General features: G+C 35.4%; 24 protein-coding genes. 12 read left to right on the plus strand and 12 right to left on the minus strand.

What is annotated here, in order from left to right; all coding sequences use genetic code 11:
• Positions 1-136 precede the first annotated feature (136 nt).
• Positions 137-940 carry a hypothetical protein gene (locus O3S68_RS12375; protein WP_269231611.1) on the minus strand — a complete coding sequence of 268 codons (804 nt, stop codon included), beginning with the start codon at positions 938-940 and terminating at the stop codon, positions 137-139.
• A gap of 803 nt (positions 941-1,743) precedes the next feature.
• Here O3S68_RS12375 and O3S68_RS12380 point away from each other — a divergent pair.
• The 3 genes from O3S68_RS12380 to O3S68_RS12390 are packed head-to-tail and all read left to right on the plus strand — an operon-like array spanning position 1,744 to position 5,033.
• Positions 1,744-3,279: a recombinase family protein gene (locus O3S68_RS12380; RefSeq protein WP_269231612.1), complete on the plus strand. Its 1,536-nt coding sequence runs from the start codon at positions 1,744-1,746 to the stop codon at positions 3,277-3,279.
• Entirely contained in the window at positions 3,280-4,152 is an 873-nt protein-coding gene (locus O3S68_RS12385; RefSeq protein WP_079972217.1) for a ParB N-terminal domain-containing protein, read from the plus strand.
• 8 nt (positions 4,153-4,160) lie between these two features.
• A complete protein-coding gene (locus O3S68_RS12390; protein ID WP_009652943.1) occupies positions 4,161-5,033 on the plus strand; it encodes a plasmid partitioning protein RepB C-terminal domain-containing protein in 873 nt (290 codons plus the stop codon).
• Between the two features lie 3 nt (positions 5,034-5,036).
• Here O3S68_RS12390 and O3S68_RS12395 read toward each other — a convergent pair whose 3' ends face one another.
• From O3S68_RS12395 to hxsD, 5 genes are read right to left on the minus strand one after another with little or no spacing between them, the layout of a single operon-like run.
• On the minus strand, positions 5,037-6,641 hold the full coding sequence (locus O3S68_RS12395) for a TIGR04141 family sporadically distributed protein (RefSeq protein ID WP_117044509.1): 1,605 nt from the start codon (positions 6,639-6,641) through the stop codon (positions 5,037-5,039).
• Between the two features lie 20 nt (positions 6,642-6,661).
• On the minus strand, positions 6,662-7,291 hold the full coding sequence (gene hxsA, locus O3S68_RS12400) for a His-Xaa-Ser repeat protein HxsA (RefSeq protein WP_001667894.1): 630 nt from the start codon (positions 7,289-7,291) through the stop codon (positions 6,662-6,664).
• Positions 7,288-8,400 (minus strand): His-Xaa-Ser system radical SAM maturase HxsC, encoded by a 1,113-nt coding sequence (hxsC, locus tag O3S68_RS12405; protein ID WP_117044510.1) that lies wholly within the window; start codon positions 8,398-8,400, stop codon positions 7,288-7,290. The genes hxsA and hxsC overlap by 4 nt, the downstream gene beginning before the upstream one ends.
• A complete protein-coding gene (gene hxsB / locus O3S68_RS12410; RefSeq protein ID WP_117044511.1) occupies positions 8,393-9,781 on the minus strand; it encodes a His-Xaa-Ser system radical SAM maturase HxsB in 1,389 nt (462 codons plus the stop codon). The genes hxsC and hxsB overlap by 8 nt, the downstream gene beginning before the upstream one ends.
• Positions 9,781-10,053, minus strand: a complete 273-nt coding sequence (gene hxsD, locus O3S68_RS12415) for a His-Xaa-Ser system protein HxsD (RefSeq protein WP_000333417.1) — start codon at positions 10,051-10,053, stop codon at positions 9,781-9,783. Before hxsD ends, hxsB begins: the two co-directional genes overlap by 1 nt.
• 261 nt (positions 10,054-10,314) lie before the next feature.
• On the opposite strand from hxsD, the gene O3S68_RS12420 reads away from it, so the two are divergent.
• The 9 genes from O3S68_RS12420 (at position 10,315) to bamE (ending at position 19,429) form a co-directional block, all read left to right on the plus strand.
• Positions 10,315-10,557 (plus strand): integrase, encoded by a 243-nt coding sequence (locus O3S68_RS12420; RefSeq protein WP_117044512.1) that lies wholly within the window; start codon positions 10,315-10,317, stop codon positions 10,555-10,557.
• Between the two features lie 151 nt (positions 10,558-10,708).
• Complete coding sequence (locus O3S68_RS12425) at positions 10,709-11,947, plus strand: ABC-three component system protein (protein ID WP_117044513.1); 1,239 nt, start codon at positions 10,709-10,711, stop codon at positions 11,945-11,947.
• Complete coding sequence (locus O3S68_RS12430) at positions 11,937-12,623, plus strand: ABC-three component system middle component 1 (RefSeq protein WP_000933776.1); 687 nt, start codon at positions 11,937-11,939, stop codon at positions 12,621-12,623. The genes O3S68_RS12425 and O3S68_RS12430 overlap by 11 nt, the downstream gene beginning before the upstream one ends.
• On the plus strand, positions 12,586-14,922 hold the full coding sequence (locus O3S68_RS12435; RefSeq protein ID WP_269231613.1) for an AAA family ATPase: 2,337 nt from the start codon (positions 12,586-12,588) through the stop codon (positions 14,920-14,922). The genes O3S68_RS12430 and O3S68_RS12435 overlap by 38 nt, the downstream gene beginning before the upstream one ends.
• A 254-nt stretch (positions 14,923-15,176) precedes the next feature.
• Complete coding sequence (locus O3S68_RS12440; protein ID WP_097432356.1) at positions 15,177-16,196, plus strand: DUF4760 domain-containing protein; 1,020 nt, start codon at positions 15,177-15,179, stop codon at positions 16,194-16,196.
• A 192-nt stretch (positions 16,197-16,388) separates the two neighbouring features.
• Positions 16,389-16,802 (plus strand): hypothetical protein, encoded by a 414-nt coding sequence (locus O3S68_RS12445; RefSeq protein WP_075209005.1) that lies wholly within the window; start codon positions 16,389-16,391, stop codon positions 16,800-16,802.
• Complete coding sequence (locus O3S68_RS12450; RefSeq protein WP_117044515.1) at positions 16,802-18,046, plus strand: relaxase/mobilization nuclease domain-containing protein; 1,245 nt, start codon at positions 16,802-16,804, stop codon at positions 18,044-18,046. The genes O3S68_RS12445 and O3S68_RS12450 overlap by 1 nt, the downstream gene beginning before the upstream one ends.
• Positions 18,047-18,356: 310 nt before the next feature.
• Positions 18,357-19,025: a hypothetical protein gene (locus tag O3S68_RS12455; protein ID WP_032697199.1), complete on the plus strand. Its 669-nt coding sequence runs from the start codon at positions 18,357-18,359 to the stop codon at positions 19,023-19,025.
• A 101-nt stretch (positions 19,026-19,126) separates the two neighbouring features.
• Positions 19,127-19,429, plus strand: a complete 303-nt coding sequence (gene bamE, locus O3S68_RS12460; RefSeq protein WP_001417601.1) for an outer membrane protein assembly factor BamE domain-containing protein — start codon at positions 19,127-19,129, stop codon at positions 19,427-19,429.
• A 77-nt stretch (positions 19,430-19,506) separates the two neighbouring features.
• Here the strand turns inward: bamE and O3S68_RS12465 are convergent, their stop codons facing one another.
• From O3S68_RS12465 to O3S68_RS12490, 6 genes are all read right to left on the minus strand, one after another.
• Positions 19,507-20,715 carry a hypothetical protein gene (locus O3S68_RS12465; protein WP_269231614.1) on the minus strand — a complete coding sequence of 403 codons (1,209 nt, stop codon included), beginning with the start codon at positions 20,713-20,715 and terminating at the stop codon, positions 19,507-19,509.
• Positions 20,716-21,110: 395 nt separating this feature from the next.
• Entirely contained in the window at positions 21,111-21,524 is a 414-nt protein-coding gene (locus O3S68_RS12470; RefSeq protein ID WP_049077747.1) for a hypothetical protein, read from the minus strand.
• 97 nt (positions 21,525-21,621) lie between these two features.
• Positions 21,622-22,020, minus strand: a complete 399-nt coding sequence (locus O3S68_RS12475) for a hypothetical protein (protein WP_117044517.1) — start codon at positions 22,018-22,020, stop codon at positions 21,622-21,624.
• Positions 22,021-23,652 (minus strand): DNA-binding protein, encoded by a 1,632-nt coding sequence (locus O3S68_RS12480; RefSeq protein ID WP_269231615.1) that lies wholly within the window; start codon positions 23,650-23,652, stop codon positions 22,021-22,023. It lies immediately after the preceding gene.
• A complete protein-coding gene (locus tag O3S68_RS12485; protein ID WP_117044519.1) occupies positions 23,652-24,962 on the minus strand; it encodes a tyrosine-type recombinase/integrase in 1,311 nt (436 codons plus the stop codon). Before O3S68_RS12485 ends, O3S68_RS12480 begins: the two co-directional genes overlap by 1 nt.
• A gap of 1 nt (position 24,963) precedes the next feature.
• A complete protein-coding gene (locus tag O3S68_RS12490; RefSeq protein WP_117044520.1) occupies positions 24,964-26,169 on the minus strand; it encodes a site-specific integrase in 1,206 nt (401 codons plus the stop codon).
• Between the last annotated feature and the right edge of the window lie 356 nt (positions 26,170-26,525).

Here is a 26,525-nt window from a genome sequence, read left to right on the forward strand (position 1 = left end):
TATGGGTAAAACGGTATTTTCCGTAGCGTGAATATCAGGGAGGGAATGTTGAAAGGTCGACTCATCTCAATAGCACTGTCTTTTTTAATTGGTATGGGGTGTTAATTTCCATCGTATTTATCACACCCCGTTTAAATTACTGAGTGGGATTACGTGGATCGATTCTCAAATGGGTATCACCGTTAGTATTCATATTGGCATAATTAACCGCAATTAACGCCAGACCTCTGTAATCGGCAATACTGTCAGCTCTGGAAGATACGAGGGCCGCACTTGACTTCCACAGCAGATTTACGCGGTTACTTTTCAGATATACCTTAGTGTCGTATGCATTGAGTGCTACCGCTGTTCCATACGATGTATTGGTGACTGTTGTGTCATATGCCCCGGTAATTCCATAGGTCGGTGTGTAGACCGTCGTTGCGCTGCCTGTAGTGTTCGACGTTAAGTTACCGCCACCGAGATAGTTATATGTGGTATTGGCATTTCCGTATGTCGTCGCTGAACTAATACCGGTCTGACCATAGATCGGCACAGTGACATTCCGTGTGCTGGTCACCGCCCCACTTCTTGCAAATCCTAATAATATTCCCTGATCGGCTTTTTCCGGCTCGTTAACTTGTATATATCCCTGACGTGTCAGCGATGCAGAAACTACTGCGGCAATTTGATTGTATTCAATCTGGTTAGCGTCATAGAGCGCCTGACTGGCTGGCAGGATGATGAAGCGCTTCCCTACACTCTGGCCTGAAGATAACGCATTTACCGTTACGAGTGGTTGTTGAGCGCATCCACTTAAAATCGAAATAGACAATAGAGCTATAAGTTTTCTCATCACGATCATCCCTATCAATAAAATGGCGATAAATTCAACATGCGTGCATAATGTTATGAACCGGCCATTAATATACACGCCACAAATTTTATTTGCGCGCGCCATGTGTAGGTCCTGCTAAATACAAAATATATCTTTAACGGGAGAGGATGAGATATTTCCGATTTACGTTCTGTCAGCTTCACGAGATATGCAGCGCCGGATTATTTAATCCAGCATGTTGTTATTGTCATAGATGAAGTATCGACAATGAAGCGAGGTATGATATGACGCGATGTCGCGTTACGTCTTGCATGCTCAACACGAAAAATGCCGGGTCGGACAAAACAAAATCAATGAATCGTAACTGGTTAATTTTGAAGGGAAGGTGGTGCGATAATAGGAATAGAACCCGCATCACAACTTATTGATAAAAATCAGTATTTCATGTTTAGAATAACCACATGCCCCCAATAATGCCCCCACTATCACCGAAGCTCAAAAACACGCATAAAATATGCACCAATGTCCCTATCATCCCGAATCTGGTTTTGGGCGAGCTTGTAGCTAATGGTATGCCATTTAGTAGAAGCATCTGGTCCGTTTAGAATTGAAGCACTTCAAGCTATACCTCTACACTTCAAAGAAGATGAAATACGCCAGCGCTCTTCAAGTCCTATAGATTCTTCTTGCGATATCACTCTATGTACGTATGACCTCTGATTGCCGAGGCAAGATACTTCAATAGTTTTTGGCAACTCAAAAGCGAGCACTCAAAATCCCCTGCAAAAGCTTTTTGCCATTACCTTGATGATTTAATGGAGGTAAGAACCTTATAGCTTCAAAAGGGATAAAGAGGTTGAAATCGCTTAAAAAATGATCAATTTTGTTGGGGGGTTGTTCGCTTTTGACTGGTCGGAGAAAGTGTAATGGGTGATGAAAGTCAGAAAAATCATAAAATTAGAGTCGCTCAGTATCTGAGGATGTCCACAGACCATCAACAATTCTCAATCGACAATCAGGCTCTTTATCTAAAAAAATATGCAGAAGATCACAATATGGTGATTGTAGAAACTTATGATGATGAAGGTAAAAGCGGAGTCTCCGCTTCAGGTAGAAAAAACTTCAACAGACTAATAGAAGATGTCGTTACAGGAAGAGTAAAAATAGAAGCTGTTCTTGTTTATGATGTCAGTCGGTTTGGTCGATGGCAAGATAATGATGAGGCAGGGCATTATAGTTATCTACTAAAATATCATGGGGTTAGGATTATTTATTGTGCTGAGAACTTAACAGATGAATCGCCTGAAATCCAAATGCTTACACTTCCTGCTCTTAGATATGCTGCTGGAGCTTTCAGTAGGAATCTTTCAGTAAAAGTTTTTGCGGGACATGTAAACCTTGTTAAAAGGGGATACTATCAGGGAGGAATACCAGGATATGGATTAAGAAGAAAGTTAATTGATAATAAAAATAGACCAAAAATGATACTTTGTCCTGGTGAAAGAAAGAGCTTGCAAACTGACAGAGTAGTTCTTATTCCTGGTACAAAAAAAGAAATAACGCTGGTAAAAAAGATATTTAATATGTTTATTTTTGATGGATTAAATGAATATCTTATCGCAACAAAACTAAACAGAGAGGGGTATACATATAGTGATAAAACAGAATGGAACAGGAGCAGAATACATTCAATTCTAATCAATATTCGCTACACAGGGAAATATACTTATAATCGTACTTCACAGAAATTGAACACCCAAAGAATTCAGAATCCACAAGAAGAGTGGATCGAATATGATTCATTTTTCAAGCCTATAATTTCACCAGAGAAATTTAGATTAGCTAAAGAAATCATTGATAATCGTTCAAAAAGAATGACCAATGAAGAAATACTTAATTTTTTGAAAAAAGTTCTCATTAAACATGGTAAAATTTCAGGTTTCATTATCGATGAAGATGATAATGGTCCGTCGAGTAGTGTCGTAGCAAGTCGTTTTGGTGGGCTTTTGAATGCCTATAAACTCATCAATTACACACCAGAAAGAGATTATCGATTTATAGAAATAAACTCAGCATTAAGGGTTAAACATGCCGACACTATTAAGACAATATGCAAGGAAATTACAAATAGTGAAGTAACAATATCTGAAAACAAACTCATTACGATCAATAAAAGCTTAACCTTTACCATAATACTTGCACGCTGTAGAATAACCTCTACAGATAAATGCAGATGGATTGTGAGATTAGACAGAAGCATTAATTCTGACATCAACATAATTGTAAGGATGAATAGCCTTAATAGCGTCCCCCTTGATTACTATATCCTCCCTTCTATTGATTCATTTGAAAATGAATTAAACCTAAAAGAAAATAACAGCCTTCTTTTTGAGATGTATCGATTCGACGATATCAACATATTTTTTAAAATGCTTTCGACCAATAAAAAGGAAGTAGCTTAAATGAAAGATGATCAAATCCACATGATTAAGATATCCGATATAAAAGTAGTCATCCCACGTTCACGAAATAAACTTCGACATTCGGAAATTACTGAAAGTATCGACACAAGTGGACTGAGAAAGCCAATAACCGTACGTCGAATCGTGGACAAAAAGTATCAATTCGCTTTAATTTGTGGTCAAGGAAGGCTCGAATCATTGACAGCTTTAGGAGAAGAATTAACACCAGCAATCGTACTTGATATAGATGAAAACAAAGCCTACATAATGAGTCTGGTTGAAAATATGGCAAGAGTAGTTCCTCGTGCTGGTGAACAGTTCCAACGTATAAAGGAAATGACAGAGCAAGGATTAACCAATAAGGAAATATCTAACTCGACTGGATTATCATTACACTGGATAACAAGTCTGACAATGCTTATCAGTAAAGGTGAAAATAAATTATTATCCGCTGTAGAATCAGGAAGCATACCTATCTCGCTTGCTGTTGAGATTGCAAGAGTCGATTTTGAAGGTGGTCAGGAATTGTTAATTAAAGCATTTGATAAAGGTCTAATAAAACACAAAGATGTAGGAAAAATACGTGAGATACTTGACTCACGAGATGAAGGCTTGAAAGGATACCTAAATAATAACTTTGGGATAACAAAGAAAAAGAAAAAAATGACTACAGATGAATTAAAAAAAATCTATCAAGATAACATTTCTCAGCACAGAAAGATTAAAAACAAAGCAGAATACGTTGAGATGAATTTGTTGATAGCAAATCAAATCTTTAAAGAACTTGTCAATGATGAAGAGTTTTTACGGATATTAGATGAAGAAAGCCTAAATGAAGTAGTAAATATTATAGTTAAAAACACGACCACTTGAGGTGCAAAATGATTAAATATTGCTTTAGTGAAAAAACAATCACTTTCAAATTATCTGATCTTGTTCATACTAAAAAGCTGCCTACTAACTTCAAAAATAGTAAAAAATATTCCCAGATCAAAAGCACCATATCAGCGTTGGGACTTGTTGAACCGATATTAATTTACATCGATCAAAGTGATAAAACTGCTAAAATAATCGACGGACACCTTAGAGTCGAAGCACTAAAAGATATTGGGGAAGATAAAGCAAACTGCCTAATTTCAACTACATATGATACTTATACACCGAACAAAAAAGTTAACCGTATAACAATTATACAAATACAGAGAATGCTGAAAGAAGCTGTAAGAGTGGGAGTGCCTGAAGAAATGTTATGTACATCATTAAATATAAGTATAGATTCTCTAAGAACCAACATGTCCGTATTGAAAGGGATATGCCCTCAAGTAGTTGATTTATTTAATGATAAAGATATTCCCATAAATACTTTTAGGGTTTTAAAAAGAATGGTTCCTTTCAGACAAATAGAATGTGCTAATTTAATGATAAGGTTTGATAATTACTCAAAACTTTTTGCTGAGTCTCTATATCATAGTTCCTCCCCTGAGTTGTTAATTGACAAAACTAAAAATAATATAGATACAAAAACTGGTAATAGAAAAGCTATTGAACGACTTGAGAAAGAAATGGCTCAGGTTCATTTTGACACACAATCAATACAAGAGAGTTATGGCTCAAATAGCTTGAAACTGACAATTCTCATTTCTCACATTAAAAAACTTCTTGAGAACCCTAAAATATTTCACTGGCTCCTTAGGAACAAAAATGAATACCTTAATGAACTGACTAAAATCTCTGACATTGATAAATTAAATTGAATCTTATTTTTTTTTGGGTTTACAAATTTTCTTTTTATAAATTGTGGGGTCTACATCTATCTTGCAGATCCTAACTTCGTATCCGAAATTAGAAATAGTTTTATTAAAATTCTTCAAATTTATCTTAGAAAACAAAGGCAAGTCATCTGGGAGGTTTTTACTTGTGGCAATCGCGAAAACTATTTTGTATTTCTGAGCCTCTGGCCTTAATGTATGGTCAGCTAATTTTATATGCGCTGGCAATTTTTCATTAAGCTTCCATCGAAATTCAGAATCGCTTATGAAAAGTTCAGAGCTTATAAATCCTTGTGAAAATAGATGGCTCATGCTTTGCGCACCGCTATAATATTTCACATGAATAAAATCAGTTGCACCTCTAATAATATCGCAAAATTCAATTTTACTTCGCCCACCACCATGATATATGAACTTTTGATCCATATGAGTAAAGCTTTGATCAGTAAGACAAGTTTCTTTATTGTATTGCTCTTCTCTTTTATAAGAATAAATCGGGAATTTGTCGGCTTCCTCATACAGCTTAATTCGTTTAATTTCATTATCAATGGTGGAAACAAACTTTCTATCAGCCACGTACCAAATTGAATCTCTCAGGATATAGTTTTGATCACCTTCCTTTATCTCAGCATACAGACATCTATAAAGAGACCATTTTTTTAAAGACTGATAATCTGCATCTAAAACATGCAAACTGCTTCCTTTGAGATCATTTAAAGTAATTTCAATCTTTTTGCTTTCAAAATACTCACAAATATGACTAACCGACAAACTTTCATAAATCATGCTTCTTTGCCGCTTCTCAAAACAATAGCCTATCTGATTCTCCCAATCTACAATTTCAGGTTCACCCAGCCATATGTCATTAAAATCTTTCGCCTTTATTAAATCGACCAGAATTGAATCAAGTATCTCAACTTCTGCTTCATCTGCCTCTTTTATATTATTAACCCATTCAAACTCTTCAGGGAGAGGCTGAGAATAAATGGAGTCTATTTTATTTAACAACTCTGGGATGGATTTCAGGTCAATATCAGGCATAATTACAAATGCATCTTTACCCGTTATTTTATTACCTAAAACATCTTCAGTGGAAGTCCCTGTCAGAGTGGTAAGTATATCCATCTCGGAATCAATTTTAAGGTTAAAAATATCAACCTCTTTACTACTTTGACTACGAGTTAATAAATTTGTTTCATTATGGCTGCCTTTATCCAAACTACGAATTTTGTTATGTTCAATACAATTAAGCGTAGTTTTAAGACCAAAACCTTTGACAATACTATTATCATTAATTAAGTGATGCCCTGTCCCGAAAGGAATTAGATATCTTGAGTTATTCATTTCAACAACTAAGACTGCACCAGTGCTACTATTTTTCCCGAAGAAATTATGATCCAATTCTGGCTTTTGGCTTGTAAATAAAGTTGTCCACTCAGGAGGCTTGGGATCTAAGAATTGTTTTGCATACAAGTACACTTTTGCCTCATCTATGTTGAACTCAATCGGATTTCTCACTCTCTCCAAATTCAAAACTTTTTCAATATCATCATTGAATCTTTTTGCTTTATATATCGAGAGTTTAATCTTCATTTCATTCCCTCCTGAACTCTTTAGCGGGCCAGAATATTTAACGAGTTCAATAATTGAGTATCCAATGTTTCAGTTGCTGGCGTTGGTAGTCCCTTCGCAATTCGGTAATTTTTTATAGACTGCCTTGTGGAGGGCCCCATTATGCCGTCAATATTCCCGTTGTAATAACCGTTGTCCAGCAAAGCGAATTGAACCCGCATGATTAAGCGCTTACGCTTTTCTGTACCAGAAGTCAGCCCATTACTTGCACGGTTAGCTTCTGTAGTTCCAACTGAATTCGTAGTAGTAGAATTATTGTCGTTAGAACGAAGCGAACGCACAGAAGAGGACGATGAGGAACTTGTTCCTGAACTTGAAGAACCAGATGAGCTTGGTGAGCTGTATGTTTTTGGATAATAAGGAGTGCTGCCACCATAGTACCCGCCACCTGATGATGATCGGTGAGAACTATGGCTCCGGTGGGAGCTATGACTGCGATGCCCTGCAATGTAGAATGGAACTTCGGTGTTAAGTGGTGCTATCACTAAATCATGTTCATTAAGAGTCATACCAGGCAAATCACTTGCTCCGGTGGATGAATCACTTGCCCATACAGAATTATTGAGCGCCAAAAATCCCGGAAGTAGAGCAGCAAAATTAAATTTTTTCATAAAATTGGTCTCGGTGGTTGATGAAAACGGCCTGTTGAGGAACTGAAATAACCAGTACAGGAAGACTTCTGAGTGCATTCATCACATTCTTTAGGATAGTAATTTTTCCAATCAGAGATCGACTGAGCAGCAAGATCCCAAGCTCTTTCAGGAAGATGACACAAAGGATAATTAAAAATTGTTAGAGGTATACCTGACCTGTGTGCAGCGTCTATGGCGGAGATTATTTTCTCACTATAACCGCTGTGCTCAATGAAGATTGTTGACCAATTCTTTCGTGCCCAACCGATTGATTCCAGCCCCATAAGGGAAATCTGATTGATGTTGGAGAACACACGGCCAACGAACTCTACAATATCATCCAATTCTGTATAGTTAGCCAGTGTCGGAATAACTCTAAGTTCGATATTAATCCCTGAGTTTCCTGCATTAATTAACCCCTTAACCGTTTCATTAAATGCGCCATCACTCCCTACAAGATGATCATGCACAAGTGGTCTTGATGAGTAGAGCGGGATACCAAAGGTGATTTTGATCTTTTTGCTTCGCTTTGCCATTTCCTGAGTAAAGTTGGTATCAGCGAATTTGCGTCCGTTTGTTAAAACATGCAAAGCAGTATCTGGTGAATTCTCGATGATAAAATCAATGAAGTGAAGGAAATCATCTCCATACAGCAAAGGTTCACCACCGCTGACCCCAACAACTCCATTTAAACCAAATGAAGCTATAGCAAGAGCTGATTGGGTAAGTAGCCAGTCATCATTTGATTTCTTTGGTGGCTGCGAACAAAACAGACACAAGTTATTGCAACGTTCCGTAACTAAGACAGTATTATGATTGGCTCTGCGGGATAGAATAACGCGTATCATATTGCCATTGTTGATTATCCCAATATCTCCATCTTCAATTGACTCAAATAATTCAGTGCTAATAACAGAGTAATCAAAGCATGGTAGAATCGCATCATTATTGCTTTCAGCAACTACCAGTAAATTGGGTAAAAAGAATAAAGGGTTCACTGGTTTTTTTTTGCATAACCGATAGAACCCCGTGGGCACATTATTTTTTGAAGCAAAATGAAAGATATCGTTCCTGATAACCTCAGACATATGCCCATCCTTTTAGCATCTCAGCCTTCGGACCACCTTCTGAGATGCAGTTCATCAGATACCTGAACATCCCCTTGTGATACTGACAAAACGTTGAACGACTCCTATCACCGACAGGCTCACCCTGTACACTTATGTTCTGGCATGGATCTGCACCGCAAAATGGTTGATATGCACACGTATCACAACCTGGCAGAGCAAAATTGAACGATGAACTCAATACTGCGTTATAGTAAGGACTCTTGGAAAATGATAGCGTCTTAACCTCACCCGCACTGAACTCCGTTTCAGGATTCACCTTCTGCAACATACGGCTCTCATCGCTACCATATACTCGACCGTCATAATTGAAAAGAATACTGTTAAGCACGACCCCGCTTGGCGACTTTAAATCCGCATAACCACTAAAGCCGGGATTGAAGATCCTTTTAAGATGAATGGAGGCCGAATGTTCCACAACCCTTATCCCTTCATTATTCATCTTAAGGATTTCATCTATCAACGAGGCATAGAAACTGAAGTATTCCTCCATAGAAAATGTGAACGATGCTTTTTGTGCAAACCCATAGGGACTTACAGGTCGGATAAACATGTCCTTGAGGCCAAGAGACAAGTGAGCCTGGACAATCGATTCAGGATGCCTAATGAGATCTTTAGTAACTGTAGTAACCGTTGCAACGCGACCAGCGCCTAAAGACTGTTTGATAGCCTCTACCCCTGACACTGTTCTACTGTACGCAAGCCCATGACCAAGAATTCGATTACTGTTGTGAACAACTTCCTCACCATCAAGCGAAACAGAGAACGTTATGTTCCTGTCTCTCGACCATTCAAGCATATCCTCATTCAAGACAGACAGGCTTGATGCTATCACCATCTCAAAATCGGTGCTTCCCAACGTTTCAGTACAATGCTCATAGATAGACTGAATTAAATCGAACCGCAAGAGTGGCTCTCCACCCTGTATCTCTATCTTGTAAGGTGGTGTCGATAGTTTTTTGATAGTCGAAATGATATCAGGGATGAGATCGGGATCTAGATCATAACCAGAGGCGTTCACTGAAGCTCTACTGACCTGACAATACTTGCAGGTATGGTCGCAGCGCAATGTGGGCACAATCATGAAAATTGGCCTGATCGCCAGTTCATTCATCAATCGTTTTGCAAAAGCAGAACTTAAAGCATAGGGAGCAATAGCTGATGAGCTTTCGTTGGTTATGAACAGCTTGCTTTCTAGTGCGTTTGATTGCTCCGCACTGATTTGCTCATCAGAAAGATCAAGCAGCTCTTGCTCATTAATGAAGTGATGAAAGCCAGCGAGGTTGCTTATAAAAACCCGTCCATTAGGCAATATGTCAAAATTGAATGGCATCAATTCCATTACGAAAGCCTTTCATCGACACTGCGAAGCACTTTATGGACAATAGAATCTCTCAACGCCCCCGTTTTATGCTGTAGTTTTTCTCGCAAAGCATAATCATTCAGCAGCCTCTCGAATTCATAGAGGCATTCGGGACCATCGTTTTCAAAAGAGATTGTCCAGGAGGATATATCTTCACAAAGTTTCCACTGAGTAAGAGAAGTCATCCAGTACAGGCTATTGCGTATAACCCATTCAGAATAAACATCTTTTTTTAACGTCCTTTCGCACATTGCCATTGCCTCACAAAACTAATAATCACAATCAGCAACCGCTTTAAAGCGGATTTTTCCTATAGAAATGAGGATACACCATTTAATTAATATGTTACAGGATGTTAGCATCTGAATGGCGATTCTGAAAAATGATGTTTCTTATCCCTATGTAAATAATGATATTTTCCGATTATCATCAGCAGCTCGGACAGGTGAAAATTTAGGAGGCTAACATGCCATTATAAGTATGGGCTTCAAGATCTTTTTGTCGGTCATGGGATGAGAGTTATTGCCTCAACAGTGCTTAAAGAGAAAGGATTTCCTCCTGATGTGATTGAAGCTGCGTTAGCACATATCGATACTTACGAAGTCAGGAGAGCCTACAATCGTGCTCACTACCTTGAACTGCGTAGAGAGATGATGCTCTGGTGGGGTGAGTATGTAGAAGCAGCATCCTTTGTTAGAAACTCATCAATAAGTGTTATTGGCAAGTTAACCTCAACAGAAGGATATACCGATTAAAATCTTTAGCTGCTCTCATAATTGAACTTTCTCACATTTATGAGCAAGATAGTGAACATTTTGCATTTCAATCGCACTAAAAATGATTAGTATGTCTATGTAAGAATTCTGATTTATAGCTATGTTCAGTAAAATTTTCATAGGATAAAAAATGTCTAGCATAGAGGAAACACTGCCAGAAAGTGCGATCAGTTCTTGGGGGGGGTTTGTTTACCAAGGGAAAGTAGCTCTTTATCACTGCCTGAAACTATTAACGGCAAAATCATTTCAACAGAGAATAATTGATAATTTTGAGTTGCAATTAGATAGCACAGATGACTTTGCTATTTATTGTGATGGCAAGGTGATATCAACTCATCAAGTGAAAGCAAAGCTATCGCAATATCGTTCTGAATATGTCAAAGCTATTTATAAAGCAGCATGTATAGCTACTGACTGTGATGAAAATACAATCAGATATTTTCATGTAGCTAAAGAACTTGATAATTTTGAAAATTATACAAGTAATGATGGGAAAATAGTGAAGTTTTACAGTTATGGCGATATTAAATACTGTTTACTATCAAAAATAAATGAATTGATTGATGAGCAAATTGAATTGTTTTTAGATACCAATAAGTTGATTAAAACAAAAAATTTAATTATTGAAAAATCCACTTTACTCTCAGAGTTAATAACTAATAAAGTAATTGTAATTCATAATTTAGTTCACAATGGACAAAAACAAGACTACGCAGCATATCATAATAGAATCGCAAGTAGCATTTTTTGGGAATTACTAATATCCCCCCCACTTAATCGGACAGACGAAATATATCAAGCATTATTAACCAAAGAAAAAATAACAAATATTATTGAAACTGAGTTCTATAATGACTTGGACGCTTTTAGCGTGAAGCAAATTGAATCGATATCAAACGTTTTCAGATTTATTTATAGCTTGAATTATAATTCTGCCATACAATTGCATACCTCTTTACAGCCTCACAGACAAAACAATGTTATAAATGAAGATGATGTCCGGGATTATCTTGATGTAGTATCGGCAATATCCCACATACCAAAACTAATGGGCTTGCCTCATTATTCTAAAAAAATAGATAAATATCTCCCAACAGCTTTGACAATTAGAGATGGAAGAAGACGAAACACTTCATTCCAAGAAGAGTTGAAAAATCACATAAGGGATAATGCTACACTTGCATCGTTGCTTTATGAATATAATAATATAATAGCCTATAAAGTATCAGATGATACGATAATTTCAGCAACCTCAGAAAAAATCACAAAAATTAACGACTCTAAAGAGAACAATAACCATATTGTTAGGGAATTTGATTTAAGGGTTATCTCTACTGATAAAGCAGAGGCGGAACTAAATGCTAAATAATTTTATAAAACAAGCTATTGAAGATCACCAATTTATAGAAGTTGAAAGTACGCTAGAAAATATTTCTTTTTTTAAAAAGGAGAAAGATGCATTACGTCGATATATAATAACCTACAGAACTGATAAACTTGAAGATGCGAGTTTCATTAATGAGTTAATTATTAACAACACCCCAACTGAACTTTTAGAAGCTCCAGCTTTTGCAAAAAACACTGATCTTATAATAGTTTTTCAACTCGACAAGCTTTCAAATTACAAGCAATATGAAAAAAGTATATTTGATATAGAAGAAAATGCTTATCATTTCAAAAAGTATGTATTGTATTATTCAAATGAAGAGAATCAATTAATTTCCGGGAAGAACTTTAATAATCTTAGAGCAGTTCTCTCAGATCATGAAGAATTCTCCACATATAAAGCAGATCCATCCCGACCCAGCCTGTATAACATGGCAGCTAGAATTTTCATTAAACTACCTTTTTTAGAAATGCCTGATATAGAAAAGGATATTGTTCCAATTGATCTCCAAATCAACACGCTGGTAGATTCATTAAATTTATCTGAGATATATACTAAGATCAGCACAGCAAATAAACAAAGTGATGTAAATTTAGAAATGCTAATTGAGGAATTAATAAATGAAGAACTGGAAGCTATCAAAGCTGAGAATAAATAACTTCAAAGCGTTTGATAAAGTCGAATTCGATTTTGAGAGTTCTTCTTTGTTGACACTTGAAGGTCCTAATGGATATGGCAAAACAAGCGTATATGATGCTTTAGAATTATTGTTTACAGGAAAAATAAAAAGAATTGTACAACTATGTGAAACAATAATGCCAGGAGGCATTAAAAATTATAGTGATAATCTTTTCTGGAACAAAACAAATGGAGAGGATGATATCGAAATCAGTGTCGAGATGTCGAATGATAATAATGAGAAACTTTACTTTTCACGCAGAGCACATGCAAAAGATTTAAAAATAATACAGAATAATAAAGCTGATAATTTTAGCATATTTAAACTCTATAAATTAGGTTTGTTAGACTCTTACGAAAACAGCACCTTAATTACACAAAATGAACTTGATGAAATATTAGGCGAAAAATTCACTGATAACTACAACTTTCTTAACTATCTTGAACAAGGACAGAGTTCATTTATTTTTGCTAACAGTATTAGGCAGCGAAAAAATGCTATCAGTGGTTTGATGAACGTTAGTGAACTAACTGAAATCATAAATTTATGTGGACGAGTTCAAAGTACATTGACGAGGAAATCAACCGGTCTGAATTTCATTCAAAAGAGGGATTCAATTACATCTCAAATTCAAGCGATAGATGTACCAGGAACAAATGATAATAATCCTGTGCAGTATGAAAAAATATCAACTCATCTGACTACGCCGTCATGGGATGTTGAGAACCCATCAATTTTTTCTGATATTGAAACAACAGAAAAAAATGAGAATAAAATTTCATTACTTAAAAAACTAATTACTAACAAAGAACAGCTTTGCGTAATTATTGATAATGCCAGAATAGAAAATTTCATAAGCAAAAATGAAAAGCTATTAACCGAGGTAATAAAAGTAGGACATCATATTGAAGCCTACCCGGAACTGGCTCAAAAGAATAAGATTAACAATGGGATGAATTTATCTTTAAGCATTTTGCGTAAGAAGGAAGATTCGATAAGTCAGGATGATACTGATAAAATCAAAGATAATACAAATATAAATATTATCGATTTTAAAAGACACTTACAACTTAGAGATAATTACAAAAAAGAAATAGGTGAGAAAAATGCTATTCTTGTAGAGATTAGCCAAGCAAGAAAGAAATTAATAGAAGAACATCAAAAGAAAACTTCTCTATCAGAAAAACATTGTCTACTTTGTGGGCATGACTGGATCACAAAAGATCTGCTATTAGACGCAATCGATATTAAAAGTAAATCTTTAGAAAGTTTATTAGATAATGTAGGGAAACAGCTACAAGCCGAACTCGATGAAATAAAACAATCTAAGGATGCTGAGATTCAGCGTTTGGTAGAAGCACAAACACAGCTTAAATTTGACAAAAAATTATTTGATAGTTTACAAAAGTCAGAAAGCATATTCGAAAAAATAAAAAAAATAAATGAAAGACTTTCACAAATCGGAATATCTTACCCGCAGACCTTTACAGATTTACCAGAAGAAATAGAATCAAGGAAACAATCATTAGTATCGTTGATACGTCAACAAAAGAAAAATGAGCTGATTTCACTTCCTGAAGGATGGGAATCAGTCTTGAATGAATCATTCGCTACACCAGATGATGTTTTCAACATAGACTTAGAACAGATCAATCGAAAAGATAAATATTTCTTATACAAAAAGAATGAAGCGAATAATCTTAGACTTAAAGCTTTAAAAAAAGAGCTTAACGATTTGTTAGATATGGATAAAGCCTTAACAAATGCTAAACAGAAAATTACCACATTAAAGGAACAACTCACTATACTAAACAAAGATTATTCTAAAAAAACCATCGCTGATATAGAGTTAACGTTCCATATTTATAGCGGTAGACTTATCCAAAACTACCAACGTGGCTTAGGACTATTTATAGATGAAGGGAATGGGGATAGACTGAGGTTCTGCACAGCAGAAAAATCAGAACATGACGCAACCATGTCAATGAGTTCTGGACAGCTATCGGCATTAAGCTTGGCCTTTTTCCTATCACTCAATAAAGTGTATGCAAAGTCCCCTCTGGTTCTGATAGATGATCCAGCTCAATCTCTTGACGAGATCAATATAGCTTCTTTAAGCGACTTGCTACGCTGTGAGTTAAATAATAGGCAGTTGATACTCTCATCACATGAAGATAATATTTCTTCATATCTCAGGTTTAGATTTATGCGTGCAGGCTTGACGCAAAAACCTTTCAACATGCAATCACATACTGGCAAGAAATATGATATCAACTAGTATAGTTTCATTCTTGGTTAATACCCTCTCAACTGATGACGTAACTTACTGATAAACAATAAAAAAACAAACTTGACAAAGACAACAAAAAGAAGTATAAATTAGTAGTCATTACCAAAAGGAGGAGCATATGAGAAAAACTTACCAATCAGGCTGCATCGAATCAGGTTGTATTGAGTCAGGCTGCATCGAATAAATTTAATTAATTTAACAAAAACAGAGCTGCGAGGCTCTGTTTTTTTTAGGTGGCTATCATGGCAGAAAAAAAAGAGAAATTAGATGGGAAAGCATTCCCAATTCTAACATTCGGTTTAGCTTTAGGCGTTTTTTTAATTTTACTAATCGTATACACTGTAATGAATTGGGAAACCTTTAAAAATAACATCATTACTGTTATAAATACTAATAACATTGTTCTTTTTGGGATTTTTTTTACATTAGCATTTCTTATTACAGACATTATTAGAATGGTTTTAGTTTCTAAATACCCAGAAATAAAGAAAACATTGAGGGTTATTTCAACGATATTTTTTATATTATTGATTATCGTTTTTTCTGTTTTATCTTCAGAAAATGGTACAAGTTATCAAACATCATTAACTGTTCTTATAAGCTCAATAGTGCTAGGAACAGGATGGTGGATTCAGGCGACAATAAATGCAGCTTCTGCACGTAAGTCCCATACAATCAATACAATAATGAACCAAAGACATAGCGTTCATTATTTCAACAAGTTAGATAATGTCTACCGCCACTTCGGATTAACTAAAACAATCCCACTGAATATTGCAAAACAGTACAGATGTGGTTTTGCTGGAGAAGACAGGAAAGTCAAAAAGGAATTAATTTCAGCTTGTCGTGATGCATCATATATCCTTAATTATTACGAATTCATATCAGCAGGTGTTTTAAGAGGGGATTTTGATGAAAAGTTAATAATGGAATGTTTTTTTGACCCAATGCAAAATTTTGAGCATAGAGCATTTTATATTATCGAGATTTTCCAAAAAGAAGCTGGGTCTAATGCGGGTATTTTTTCCAATTACATTGAGCTTTTAGACAGATGGATCTCGGACAATTCATTAACCACCCGCAAAAAAAATGGTGAAGTTATAAAATTATATGACATGTCTCACAACGAAGATAATTCTTATGAGGATGATATAATAGAAAACAATGAAAATAACAATAACACCGAAAATGTATCTTCACCAGAAATGAAACCCAACCATTTAAATGTTGTCGGGGAATCGGAAGAAAAAGCATCTTCTTAATTTTTTAAGCAAGGGCTAACTCTCAGCATCTCCTTCGGTGATACTTTGAGTTGCTCCTTGTTTTTCGCCCTTTGGTTGAAAAAATTAAAAGCAAAACCAACCACATGCATTGACATTTTCAGCATCTATCATATAAATAAAATAAGCATAATGGACATGCTTATTTTACTTTACTATATGAAAGGAGTTCATATGAATGATAGCAATCATACTTTTAATAAGTTCAAGCCATTCAGAAATTGTAGCTATGAAAATATTACTTCTGCTAAAACACCCTCCCAGCAGACACGTTCTCATTGTATTAGCATCAGATTAAATGATGCCGAGTTATATTACGTTGATGGTTCACGAGAAGATCTCAACCGTGCTGTTTGGATACGTATGTCAGCATTGAATCATCTCCCTCCCAAAATTCCTGAAATAAATCTAACTGTCTGGAAAGACCTTGCCAAAGCATCTCAGGATCTGAACAATCTCGTTCAGCATCTCAACACTAAATCACACGATAGTCCTTTTACTATCACCGAAATTTATACGGTGCAAAAAAGAATAAAAGCACTAAGAGATGCCCTTCTGTCAGCAAATCGATCTGTCAGTGATAAATAATGAAAGGGATGCAAAAAATCCGCAGAGGAAAGAGTTTTGCTGGTGTCGTCCTCTATGCGTTAAAGCCCTGTTCTCATCATAAAAAAGACCCTATCGTAATCGGTGGAAATATAACGATAGTTGGCAATCCCGCTAAAGATCTGATCGCTGAATTTGATAGCACCAAACAGCTTCGCCCTGACGTGCAAAAGGCTGTTTGGCACAACTCGCTTCGCTTACCTAAAGGTGAATCACTAACGGCTAAACAGTGGTCCTGCATCGCAGATGACTACATGACAAGAATGGGGTTCTCTGAAACGCATCTCAGATGCTACATCCTACATGACGACGAAGACGGCCAGCACATCCATATCATCGCAAGCAGAGTTTCTCTTGATGCAGGAAAGCTCTACCTCGGCAAGAACGAGAATCTGGCAAGCACAAGAATAATTCAGCAACTTGAAAGAGATTACAATCTGACAAGAACTAAAGGACCGAAAGCTTCTCCAGCAGCGCCCTCACCTAAACCGAAGCTCAAAAAATCCCGTAATGAGCTGATGATAGAAAAGAGAACTGGTGAGCTATGCCCAAAAGCAATCATCCAAAACGCCCTTAATGAACTGCTTGATACCAGGCAATCGATTACCGACTTCGCGCAACAGCTTATGGCACAAAATATCAGGCCAATCCCTAACATTGCTTCTGCGGGTAAGATGAACGGTTTTTCATTCGTATATAGGGGGATTGCTTTCAAAGCTTCGCAGCTCGGTAAGGGTTATTCTTGGTCAGCGTTGCAGAACAAACTCAACTATCAACCGGAACGTGATAATGCTTTCCTGTTTGAACTGAAAGCATCTGTCAGTGAAGCGCCTTGTACGTTCATTGCTACAGATGCTCCTGAAATCACAACAAGAGAAGTTCACAGCCCCATAGAAGCGCTTATCCATGATAACCGTGCTGGTCAGGACGAACACACTAACGCTTCTGTAAAGCAGTTTCACTTAGAAGATGGTGCTGGTGCTAAAGAATCGTTAAAAAAAGCCCCCGACCGAAGCTATGCAGTTTCAGCATTTAGGTGGTTGGAATACATCCCCTACCTCGATTTAATTTATCGTATGTTGAAAAATCTCAAAATACCAACCCTTAAACGCCCTAGAAAACACAAAACCATCACTGGCGTGAGAGTGGTAGAGATTATGCCTATCCCCCAAAAAACTCTCATCGAATCACCACCTCAATCCAGAAGAGCATCGCTTTCGATGTAAGGCTGGCAAGCCTTTTTTGATTAATATAGCCCAACACATTGATCGTTTATACCGATCGATAATCTAGTGTTGATAGTCTATACCTATCATTAATTCATAATCGATCGGTACAAGTGATTTGCGTTTCTTACGAACTAAGTCAAAATGTCAATTTACATGCAATCATCTAACGATATGATTTAGCTAGTCTATTTACTTATTCATTAGCTCAAACGCAGGGTTTGAAATGGCAACTACCATCTCAACTGTAAGCTTGGACGGTTTCATACATCACCGAATATGACTTCATTTTGAACACTAAGGAACTTGTATGAGCATCTCCGCTACGAAAAGCAGGAAGAAAGAAGCTGAAGCTGGTCTTTCTGATGATCCTCGGCAAACGGAAATCACGACACCCAATTTTGTGTTGTTTGGTGAAACTTTCACATTTATTGAGACTTTCTCTGCCACTGTCATCAACTCCGATCCAGGCAATGGTCATATCTGGGTAAAAACCAACACAGGGGATGAGAAGCAGATTTCTGACTATGGTATCCCTTTCAGAAGTTCACACACTATCCATAAATACGAACTTCGCCAATATAGTGAGGATGGTTCGTATGATACATATAAAGATGCGCTTATCGTTAATAAGAAAACGGGTGAACACGAGGTAAACTTAAAAAGAAAAACTATTATTATCCCCGCTTTTCTGACAATGCTATTTCATACTGCCTCCACAGCATCGTATTACAGAGCAATGCCTGTTCCAAAGTTTCTCACCGTTATTTTCATTTTACTTTGTTCTGCTGCACTTATTTCATTTCTCACACTACCCTGGGGATTTAAAGACGGCTACATGTGGAGCGACCACAAATACATGTGGTTTACATATCTTTTCTCAAGAGTTGGAAGTTTTATTTGTATCAATTTGATGAAAAGACGAAGCCAGAAATTTGAAAATGAACTTAGAAATCTTATTGAGTCAGTAAAGCGCTAAAATTTAAAAATAAAAAAGGAAAGTGTGGTATGAAAAAAATCATAATCGTAGGATTCGTTTTTCTGACCTTGGCAGGTTGTTCCTCAGTAGGCAACCAGTCATTGAAAAATGAGACGCAGGAAAGTGTGAAAACTAAAATTGTTAAAGGCAAAACTACAAAACAGGACGTGTTAGCATCGTTCGGTGAACCTGACAGCCGTTCTTTGATCGATGGTGAAGAGCAATGGTCATACACTATGTATAACAGTCAGTCCAAAGCAACCTCTTTCATCCCCGTTGTGGGACTGCTTGCAGGTGGAGCAGACTCACAAACTAAATCTCTGACAGTTTCTTTCAAAGGCGAAAAAGTCAGCACATACATCTTTAATGCTGGAACAAGCAACGTGAAGACTGGCATTTTTTAGATAAAAGACAAAACCAGCATCAAGGGAAAATTTAGCCCGCAGTTGAAACCTACGGGCTTTTTTACAGAAAACATAAATCACTTTTTAAAGAAAGTGATTATCTTTTTCAGCCTCCCCCAAACTTTGCTCTTCATTTCTACAGTCTCAGTATTTTCCTTTAAAGAGGATTTTATTGGCTCTGGCTCTGGCTCTGGCTCTGGCTCTGGCTCTGGCTCTGGCTCTGGCTCTGGCTCTGGCTCTGGCTCTGGCTCTGGCTCTGGCTCTGGCAAAGGAGTACTAAAATCTAATGAAGTTTCAATATTATATTCATGATTTTTATGGTCTATATCAGATACTGAAATGGGTTGTTCATTCAATGATGATACAGACAGATCATTTTCAATGTAATAATTACTATCATTATATGAGCTTTCAAATTTACCCAAGAAAGCCACATATACTAATTTAAAGTGGTTTGTCTTAAATAGAAACTTATCATTTTCATCCGGCATCCCAAAAAAGAAAACCGTCAGGTATTTTTTAGCATTCCTTTTATCTTTAAGTCCCTTATAATACCTATCAGCTTCCTTCCTTTGCTTTTCATATTCTTTCCAAAACACATCCTTCTGACTTTTATTCCAGTCAGAAACATCAATTTCAAGCGTAAATGGTTTTTGGGTCTTCTTATCCCTTGCGAGGAAAGTAATACAATGTTTATCTGAATCTTCGTGCAGACGAATATTAGACTGGACTACACCATAATAAATTGCAGGTTTGTAATAACGTATGTTGTTTTTGTAAAAAATAAGTTGAAACGTATCTTTATAAGATCGCGTGCCATATGGAGGGATTGATAGCTGTTCATTATGATTGCTATTATTTATGTAATAGTCAACGACTGGCTTAATACTTGATGAAGATACAGGATGTTCATTAGCTTTTTTTTCATCCTTGTGATTTTCATTTTTACTACTTCTGGCATTTTTAACACCACCTCTTGGCTTCACATCAATTTTTAAAAGTGATATAACCGGAGCAGGTGGCGAATTATGTTTTCTTTCGTCATTTGAAGTATGATTGTTTTTATATCTTGGGTCATGAATACCACATCCATCCTTATGTTTATCACCATATCTAAAATATGATTGATTAACATGTTTCATAGTAAAACTACAAGGTGTGGCTTTAATTTTACAAGGCTCGAATGGGCATTCAAAACTCGTTGTCTTAATGTAAAAATCATCCATTCCACGGAGATCATTTCCATGAATGATTTCATCAGTCGAACTATCCTTCGCAATCGTCATATCTTAACCCTATGAAAATCTATGTCCTTCTAAGGATTCTAGCTTTTTCTTATTGACGATCCAATCAAAAAATTGTATTCCAACTTACCAAAATACACTATCAAGCAGAAGTTATTAACTTAAGTGGTATAATTAGTATTTTTCAAAGAAATTAAATGTTCGACAGAACGATGCTGAATAATATCGCTAACCTTAGTAAGGTCAGGGAGTTGTTATACACAACTCCCCTCTATTATCCTTTGTTAAAGGTTCTGGGTATGTATGCATGGTAACAGTAAAAGCATCTTAGAGGATGCTTTTAAGCATTAATTAGATTCATGGAATTATAGATTTACGAATCTAATATTAAAATTTAGACTATAGATTAAGTAAGTTCAATGAAAATCATACAAACACTACAACCCATATCTTTTCTTTTTATCCTTTTTCGATAATTCTCTTTTTAGAGTTGAAGCCTCATATTTCCTTTTCTCATTAGCATAGACTTTCTCTGTTCGGCTACCATTACTGACTATAAAGTTAATCAATGAAGAACATATATTTTTCATACGCTCTTTGTTGATTAAATCATCATCCAGTTTATTTATATGACTATAATATGAAAGTAGCAGAAAGGTTAAAACAACCTCCCTGTTGGAGAAGGTCATTTTTTCGATACCACTTTGGTATTTGATATAAAATCCTGCACAAAAAAGATATGATTGTTCGACAATTCGTTGCTCTGAGAAACCAGATTCAGCGAGTTTATCAACGAATCGATCAAGCAGTAGTAGATACCTTTCCATTAAGTTAATATTTGTTTTATCCATAATATGCATCCTTGCAATAGTGAAATTTTGTCATCCTGACAATTAAAGAAATACCATAATTATTAATCATGTCAATAGTTAAAACCTATCCATTCTATTAAAGGTATTTTGTAGGTAACGGATTATTAAGTTCTTCAATCGTTATTTGTTTAAGGTGAGCATTATAAAGCCATACTTTGAACTGCTCTAAATAGCGTTCATTTAATGCCTTCAAAGCTTCATTTTCTGCTTCAAGTCTTCTAATTCGTTGAGAAGCCACTTTTAAATTAGCAGGTTTTACAGTGTATATTGCACCAGATTTGATAGTGGCTTTTTTCACACTGAAGCTTTCTGCAATCCTTACATGACTACTTAAGGATTGTCTTGATGGCCTTTTGCCAATAATCCTTACTAACCTGTCGCACAAAGCATCCCAGGTTAGTTTTTCATCTATAGACCATGTATTAATAACATCTACAATCTTCTTCTCATGATAACCATTTATATGCTTAGCCATTTATTCTCCTTTTTTTATTCTCTTATGAAATTCATACCATCTATCAGCATTTATGTTCCCATCATTTTTATCATACAGTGTTCTTTTTAAAATTTTATCGTGAATGTTTGAAATCGTTTCGTTATCTAAACCAGAATTCTCAATCGGATAATGTTCACACGGCTTAAACGCATATGAGTGTTTGCAGTAGCCATGTTTTGATACAAGTACTGCACCACTACTAAGTGAATCAAACTCATTAAGATCCACCACTGGAATATCCTTTATTCTGTGCTCATTAACACACACTGATAACTTTTGTTCTCTTATTGCTTTAGACATTTGAAGATGCGATCTGTGGTCATAAGAAACATTTTGAGAAATAAGCTTTCGTCCAGACCAGCGAGCAATACTGAATTCATCCATGCTATTTATTTGAGCAAATGTGTTGAGAAGATGCCTCAGTTGATGTGTTCTTAGCAAATATGGGCTACCATCTTCATTTATATAACCATATCTTTTAAAGATATTAAAATGTCCTTTTATATAATCAGAATCAACAATGTCAGTTTTAAAAAAACTCATTGTAGGTCTGAATAACTTATCTAACATTTTCTTTTTGTTTTGATTTAACTGTCCTTCAGTTAACAAGCAAAGCGCATTAGAATATTCAATTTTCTTCTCTCTATCATACCAAGGGAAATCTTGAGGTATATTCTCTTTAAGGGTCCCCATCGTTGAATTAGAGTGAATTTTTTGAAATTCAGCAGCCAATAACCTCGCTTGACTTGATAATTCTTTTAATCTGCTAATAGCCCTTTTAGCTACAGGTATCATTAAAGTTGGAATCCATTTTATATTACCTTCATACCCTTTTGCTGAAAAAAATCTCAATCCGTATCTTTGAATACCCTTTCCATCACATTCTGTAATTTCACAATCCGCTGGCAAAGCTAAAATTTCTGATATCCTACTTGGTGCGCACATAAGTAAAGCAAGCACAGATGTAGTAAATATATCTCTTGAAGATAATTGTTCATCCCGCTTTGAAAAAATCTCAGCAATCGCAATAACTGATTTGATATCAGGCAATCTAGGATGCCCTTCAAGTGAAGAATCATAACCAGTCCAAGACTGAGTAATCCTATATCTAATTGGATTTACCCAAAATAAATAAGATGAATTAGTCATCATATTATCACTTAAAAATGAACTCAATTTCTCAAGTTCTTTCCCAATAGCAAATGCATGTGCTTTAGAATACTTTTCAGAAGCTATTCTTATGCATTCATCAAAAACTGAATTGTTGCAATAGATTACATTAGCTTGCATATTGATTTTCAGTAAAACGAATTCTACAATCTTCAACATTGATAATGTTGAGTGTTTCGTCTTAGATTTATTGAATGAATGCACATGCAACATATATGCTTTAGCAAAGTTAATAAAACTAACATCTAAGCATTCCTTGCTGTTTAGGTTGTTTTTTGTGTTAAACTTAGTAAACCTATATAAACCTTTCCATTTATTGCTTTCCCAGGAAGTTGTTAAATTATTATTAGAAATGGTATCCTTACAAAACTCGATGAACTTAATAACATTATCGTGTGGGTTGTTTCTATTACTCGGTTCAAAAATAAATATATTATTCATTATACTCTCCAGGGGTTGAATTTTTTACAAGATAAACATTTAAATTCCTCTTCCGTATCTTCTAATAATAAAAATGAATCTAAAACATACTTGATAAAAAAGTTCTTGTTTTCTTCAATCTCTACGCCCATAAGTATTTTAGATAAGGGGTTAAAAAATGCACTTAGTTTCTTATCGATATCATAAACACTGTCAGGATTATTTTTTATATAAATCATAGAAGAGTTTGCTGATTTATGATCTAACGCTTTAGCAATCACCTCAATTGAGGCTCCTTCATTAGCCAGTCGACTCCCTAATGTATATCTGAATCTTCTGGCATTAAGCTCTATATAGCTGTTAGTCCTTTCTGATCTAACATCGAATTTTGAAGGAAAGCGTTTTAATAGCTTTGACATGACTGAATTTTTCATATGGAAAAAATCTGTTGTTAAATCAGATAAAAAACCCTCAATTCTTTTTATTTCCGTAATCTTGTCTAAATCCATGAAGATTGGCAATTCGCCTCTATAGTTATTAATCCCAACACTAAATTTATCTTCGACAAACACCTGATTTTCATTAATTAGCATTGATAAGCTGTCATATAAGAACTTTTCTATCATTACCATGTTAAATTCATTTCTGAATGATTTCCTTTGTTTTACTTTTGGTACATTTAAAAAATACCCTTTCTCATTTTTAATGAGATCCTTAGCTTTTAGAGAGATTAATTGTAATGGCCTTCTTCCTGTTATTGCCAACAGAAGAATATAACAATATAAGAAGCGTTGAATTTTCTTCTGAAGATAAAGTTTGCTAACAGAGTTAAGGATATAATTTAGTTCCGTTTCAGTTAAAGGTCCTTTATTTGGATCTCGTCTTTTAACTGCCTCTCCTGTTTGGTTTGGAATGATTTTTATTTTCTCCAACATTCTAAGGGCAGTCGCTTCTACTCCAGGGTAATTGAGTTTTCTCCATTTAGTGATGAAGGCCTTAACTATGTTTAGCTTGTAGTTTCTCGCTGAACCTAAATAAACATTCAATTGATATATGGCTTTGTCATCAATAGTATCGATAGTCATCGCACCAAACCACTTATAAAATAGATTGTTAATGCTTTGAATATAAAAAGAACTATATTCAGACGCATAGTAAGCCAATGTTTTTAAGTAGCTAAGTTTCATTTTTGTAGGCATTCTATCTACAACTTTATGAGGGTATACGCAGTTTTCTTTATCCAGTTGCCATTTCTTATCTGACAGTTTGAAACTATACCTATTCATCTTAGCAAAAAAGATTTGCTCACTTTCAATACATTTGTTTTCCATACTAAACTCCACTAATTATTTTACTTACTGATTTATAGACCTTTAGGACGACATCCTTCTCTTGTTGCGATATATATTTATAGTTGTATCTATCACACATTATTGACTCCTTTGACCAACCCATTAGATAATTCCTTAAATCTTTCCTTCTACTATATTCTAATTCAGCACCTTCTATTCCTTTAGAATACATATAATTCCAAGAGTGCCTTAACCTATGGCCTGAAAGATTATATAGCTCTGGACTTGCTCGTTTCAGTGTTGATATCACCTTCTCATAAGCTGAAATACTTAAGGGTTCTCCTGCGTTTTTTCCGGTGCAATGAGCCACCAATAAGAAATTATGCTTTTTTCTTTTTGTCATTTTTTCTCTGCTATTGCTTATGTAATCAAAAATTTCACAGGCTAACTCATCAGATAACGGAATAACCCTTTCTCCAGTCTTTACTAATGGTTGATAAGATCTTCCATCTTCTTTTGAATCATGTCTTCTGACTACACTTAAAGTGTTGTCTCTGAGATCAAAATCATCTATTTTAAGATTGAGCAACTCTCCAGCCCTTAAACCTAAATTTAAGAGCAAGGTAAATATTAGTCTGTTCCTGACCTGTACTTCCTTATGGAAAGGGTTTTCAATCCCGCCAATTTCTAATAGACGGAAAAGCACTTTGATCTCTTCTTCATTTAACGATTTTTCAGATATTTCATTCATATTCAATGAACTGTTTCTTGGAATATGTGCTCTGATACTTTCAATAAATACGTCTACTTCATACTTTGCATGAATCCCCTTTGACGAATGAACTAATCCACATAACCACTTAAGGTAGCGTGAAAAAACGTGTATTCTATAACTAAAGGTTCTCTTCGCAATAAACCTATTACTTGCTGATTTTATATTTATAATTTTTTGTCTGTCGAATCTTTGTTTCGCATATCTTACCAGATCATCTATTTCTGCAACGCTGAGATACTTTTCAAGCTCAATTCTATCAACTATATTAATTTTCCTACTATCTAAGAAATTACTAAAAATTAGTAAGTTAGTTGCAACTATTTCCATAGTTGAGGCGGTTGCGCCTCTATTTCTTATGTCGGTAGTAAGAAATAGATTTTGATAGTAAGCTGGTAGATTACTATTTTTATCAAGGATCAGGCATCCTCGCTCCCCATTACTCATGATGAATTTCTTTACTTTATATCCCATTTTGACCTCATTCTTTACAAATTAATATCACTCTCACTTATTAAATATATTCCAATTCAAAATAATTCAAATTTTTTACAATGACTTTAGTTTATTTGGTATATATATTAATGGCTTGGAAAAATTTATTTGACGTCAAATAAACAGGTACGGCTAGTTATTTGTATCCATACCCGATATTAAGAAAACCATCTCTAAATCTTATAGCAAAAGCTCTGCCAGAAAAAAAGTAAAGAATTCCGTTAAATATAGTATTTTTTTAGATTTAAACTTTACAAAACCTCGTTTTTTTTGAAACTCAGTCAGTGAACTTATAAGGCCTATAAATTTATTTTCTTAATATTATTAAAAGTTAA

The organism is Kosakonia sp. SOY2, assembly GCF_027109175.1.
Classification (GTDB): Bacteria; Pseudomonadota; Gammaproteobacteria; order Enterobacterales; family Enterobacteriaceae; genus Kosakonia.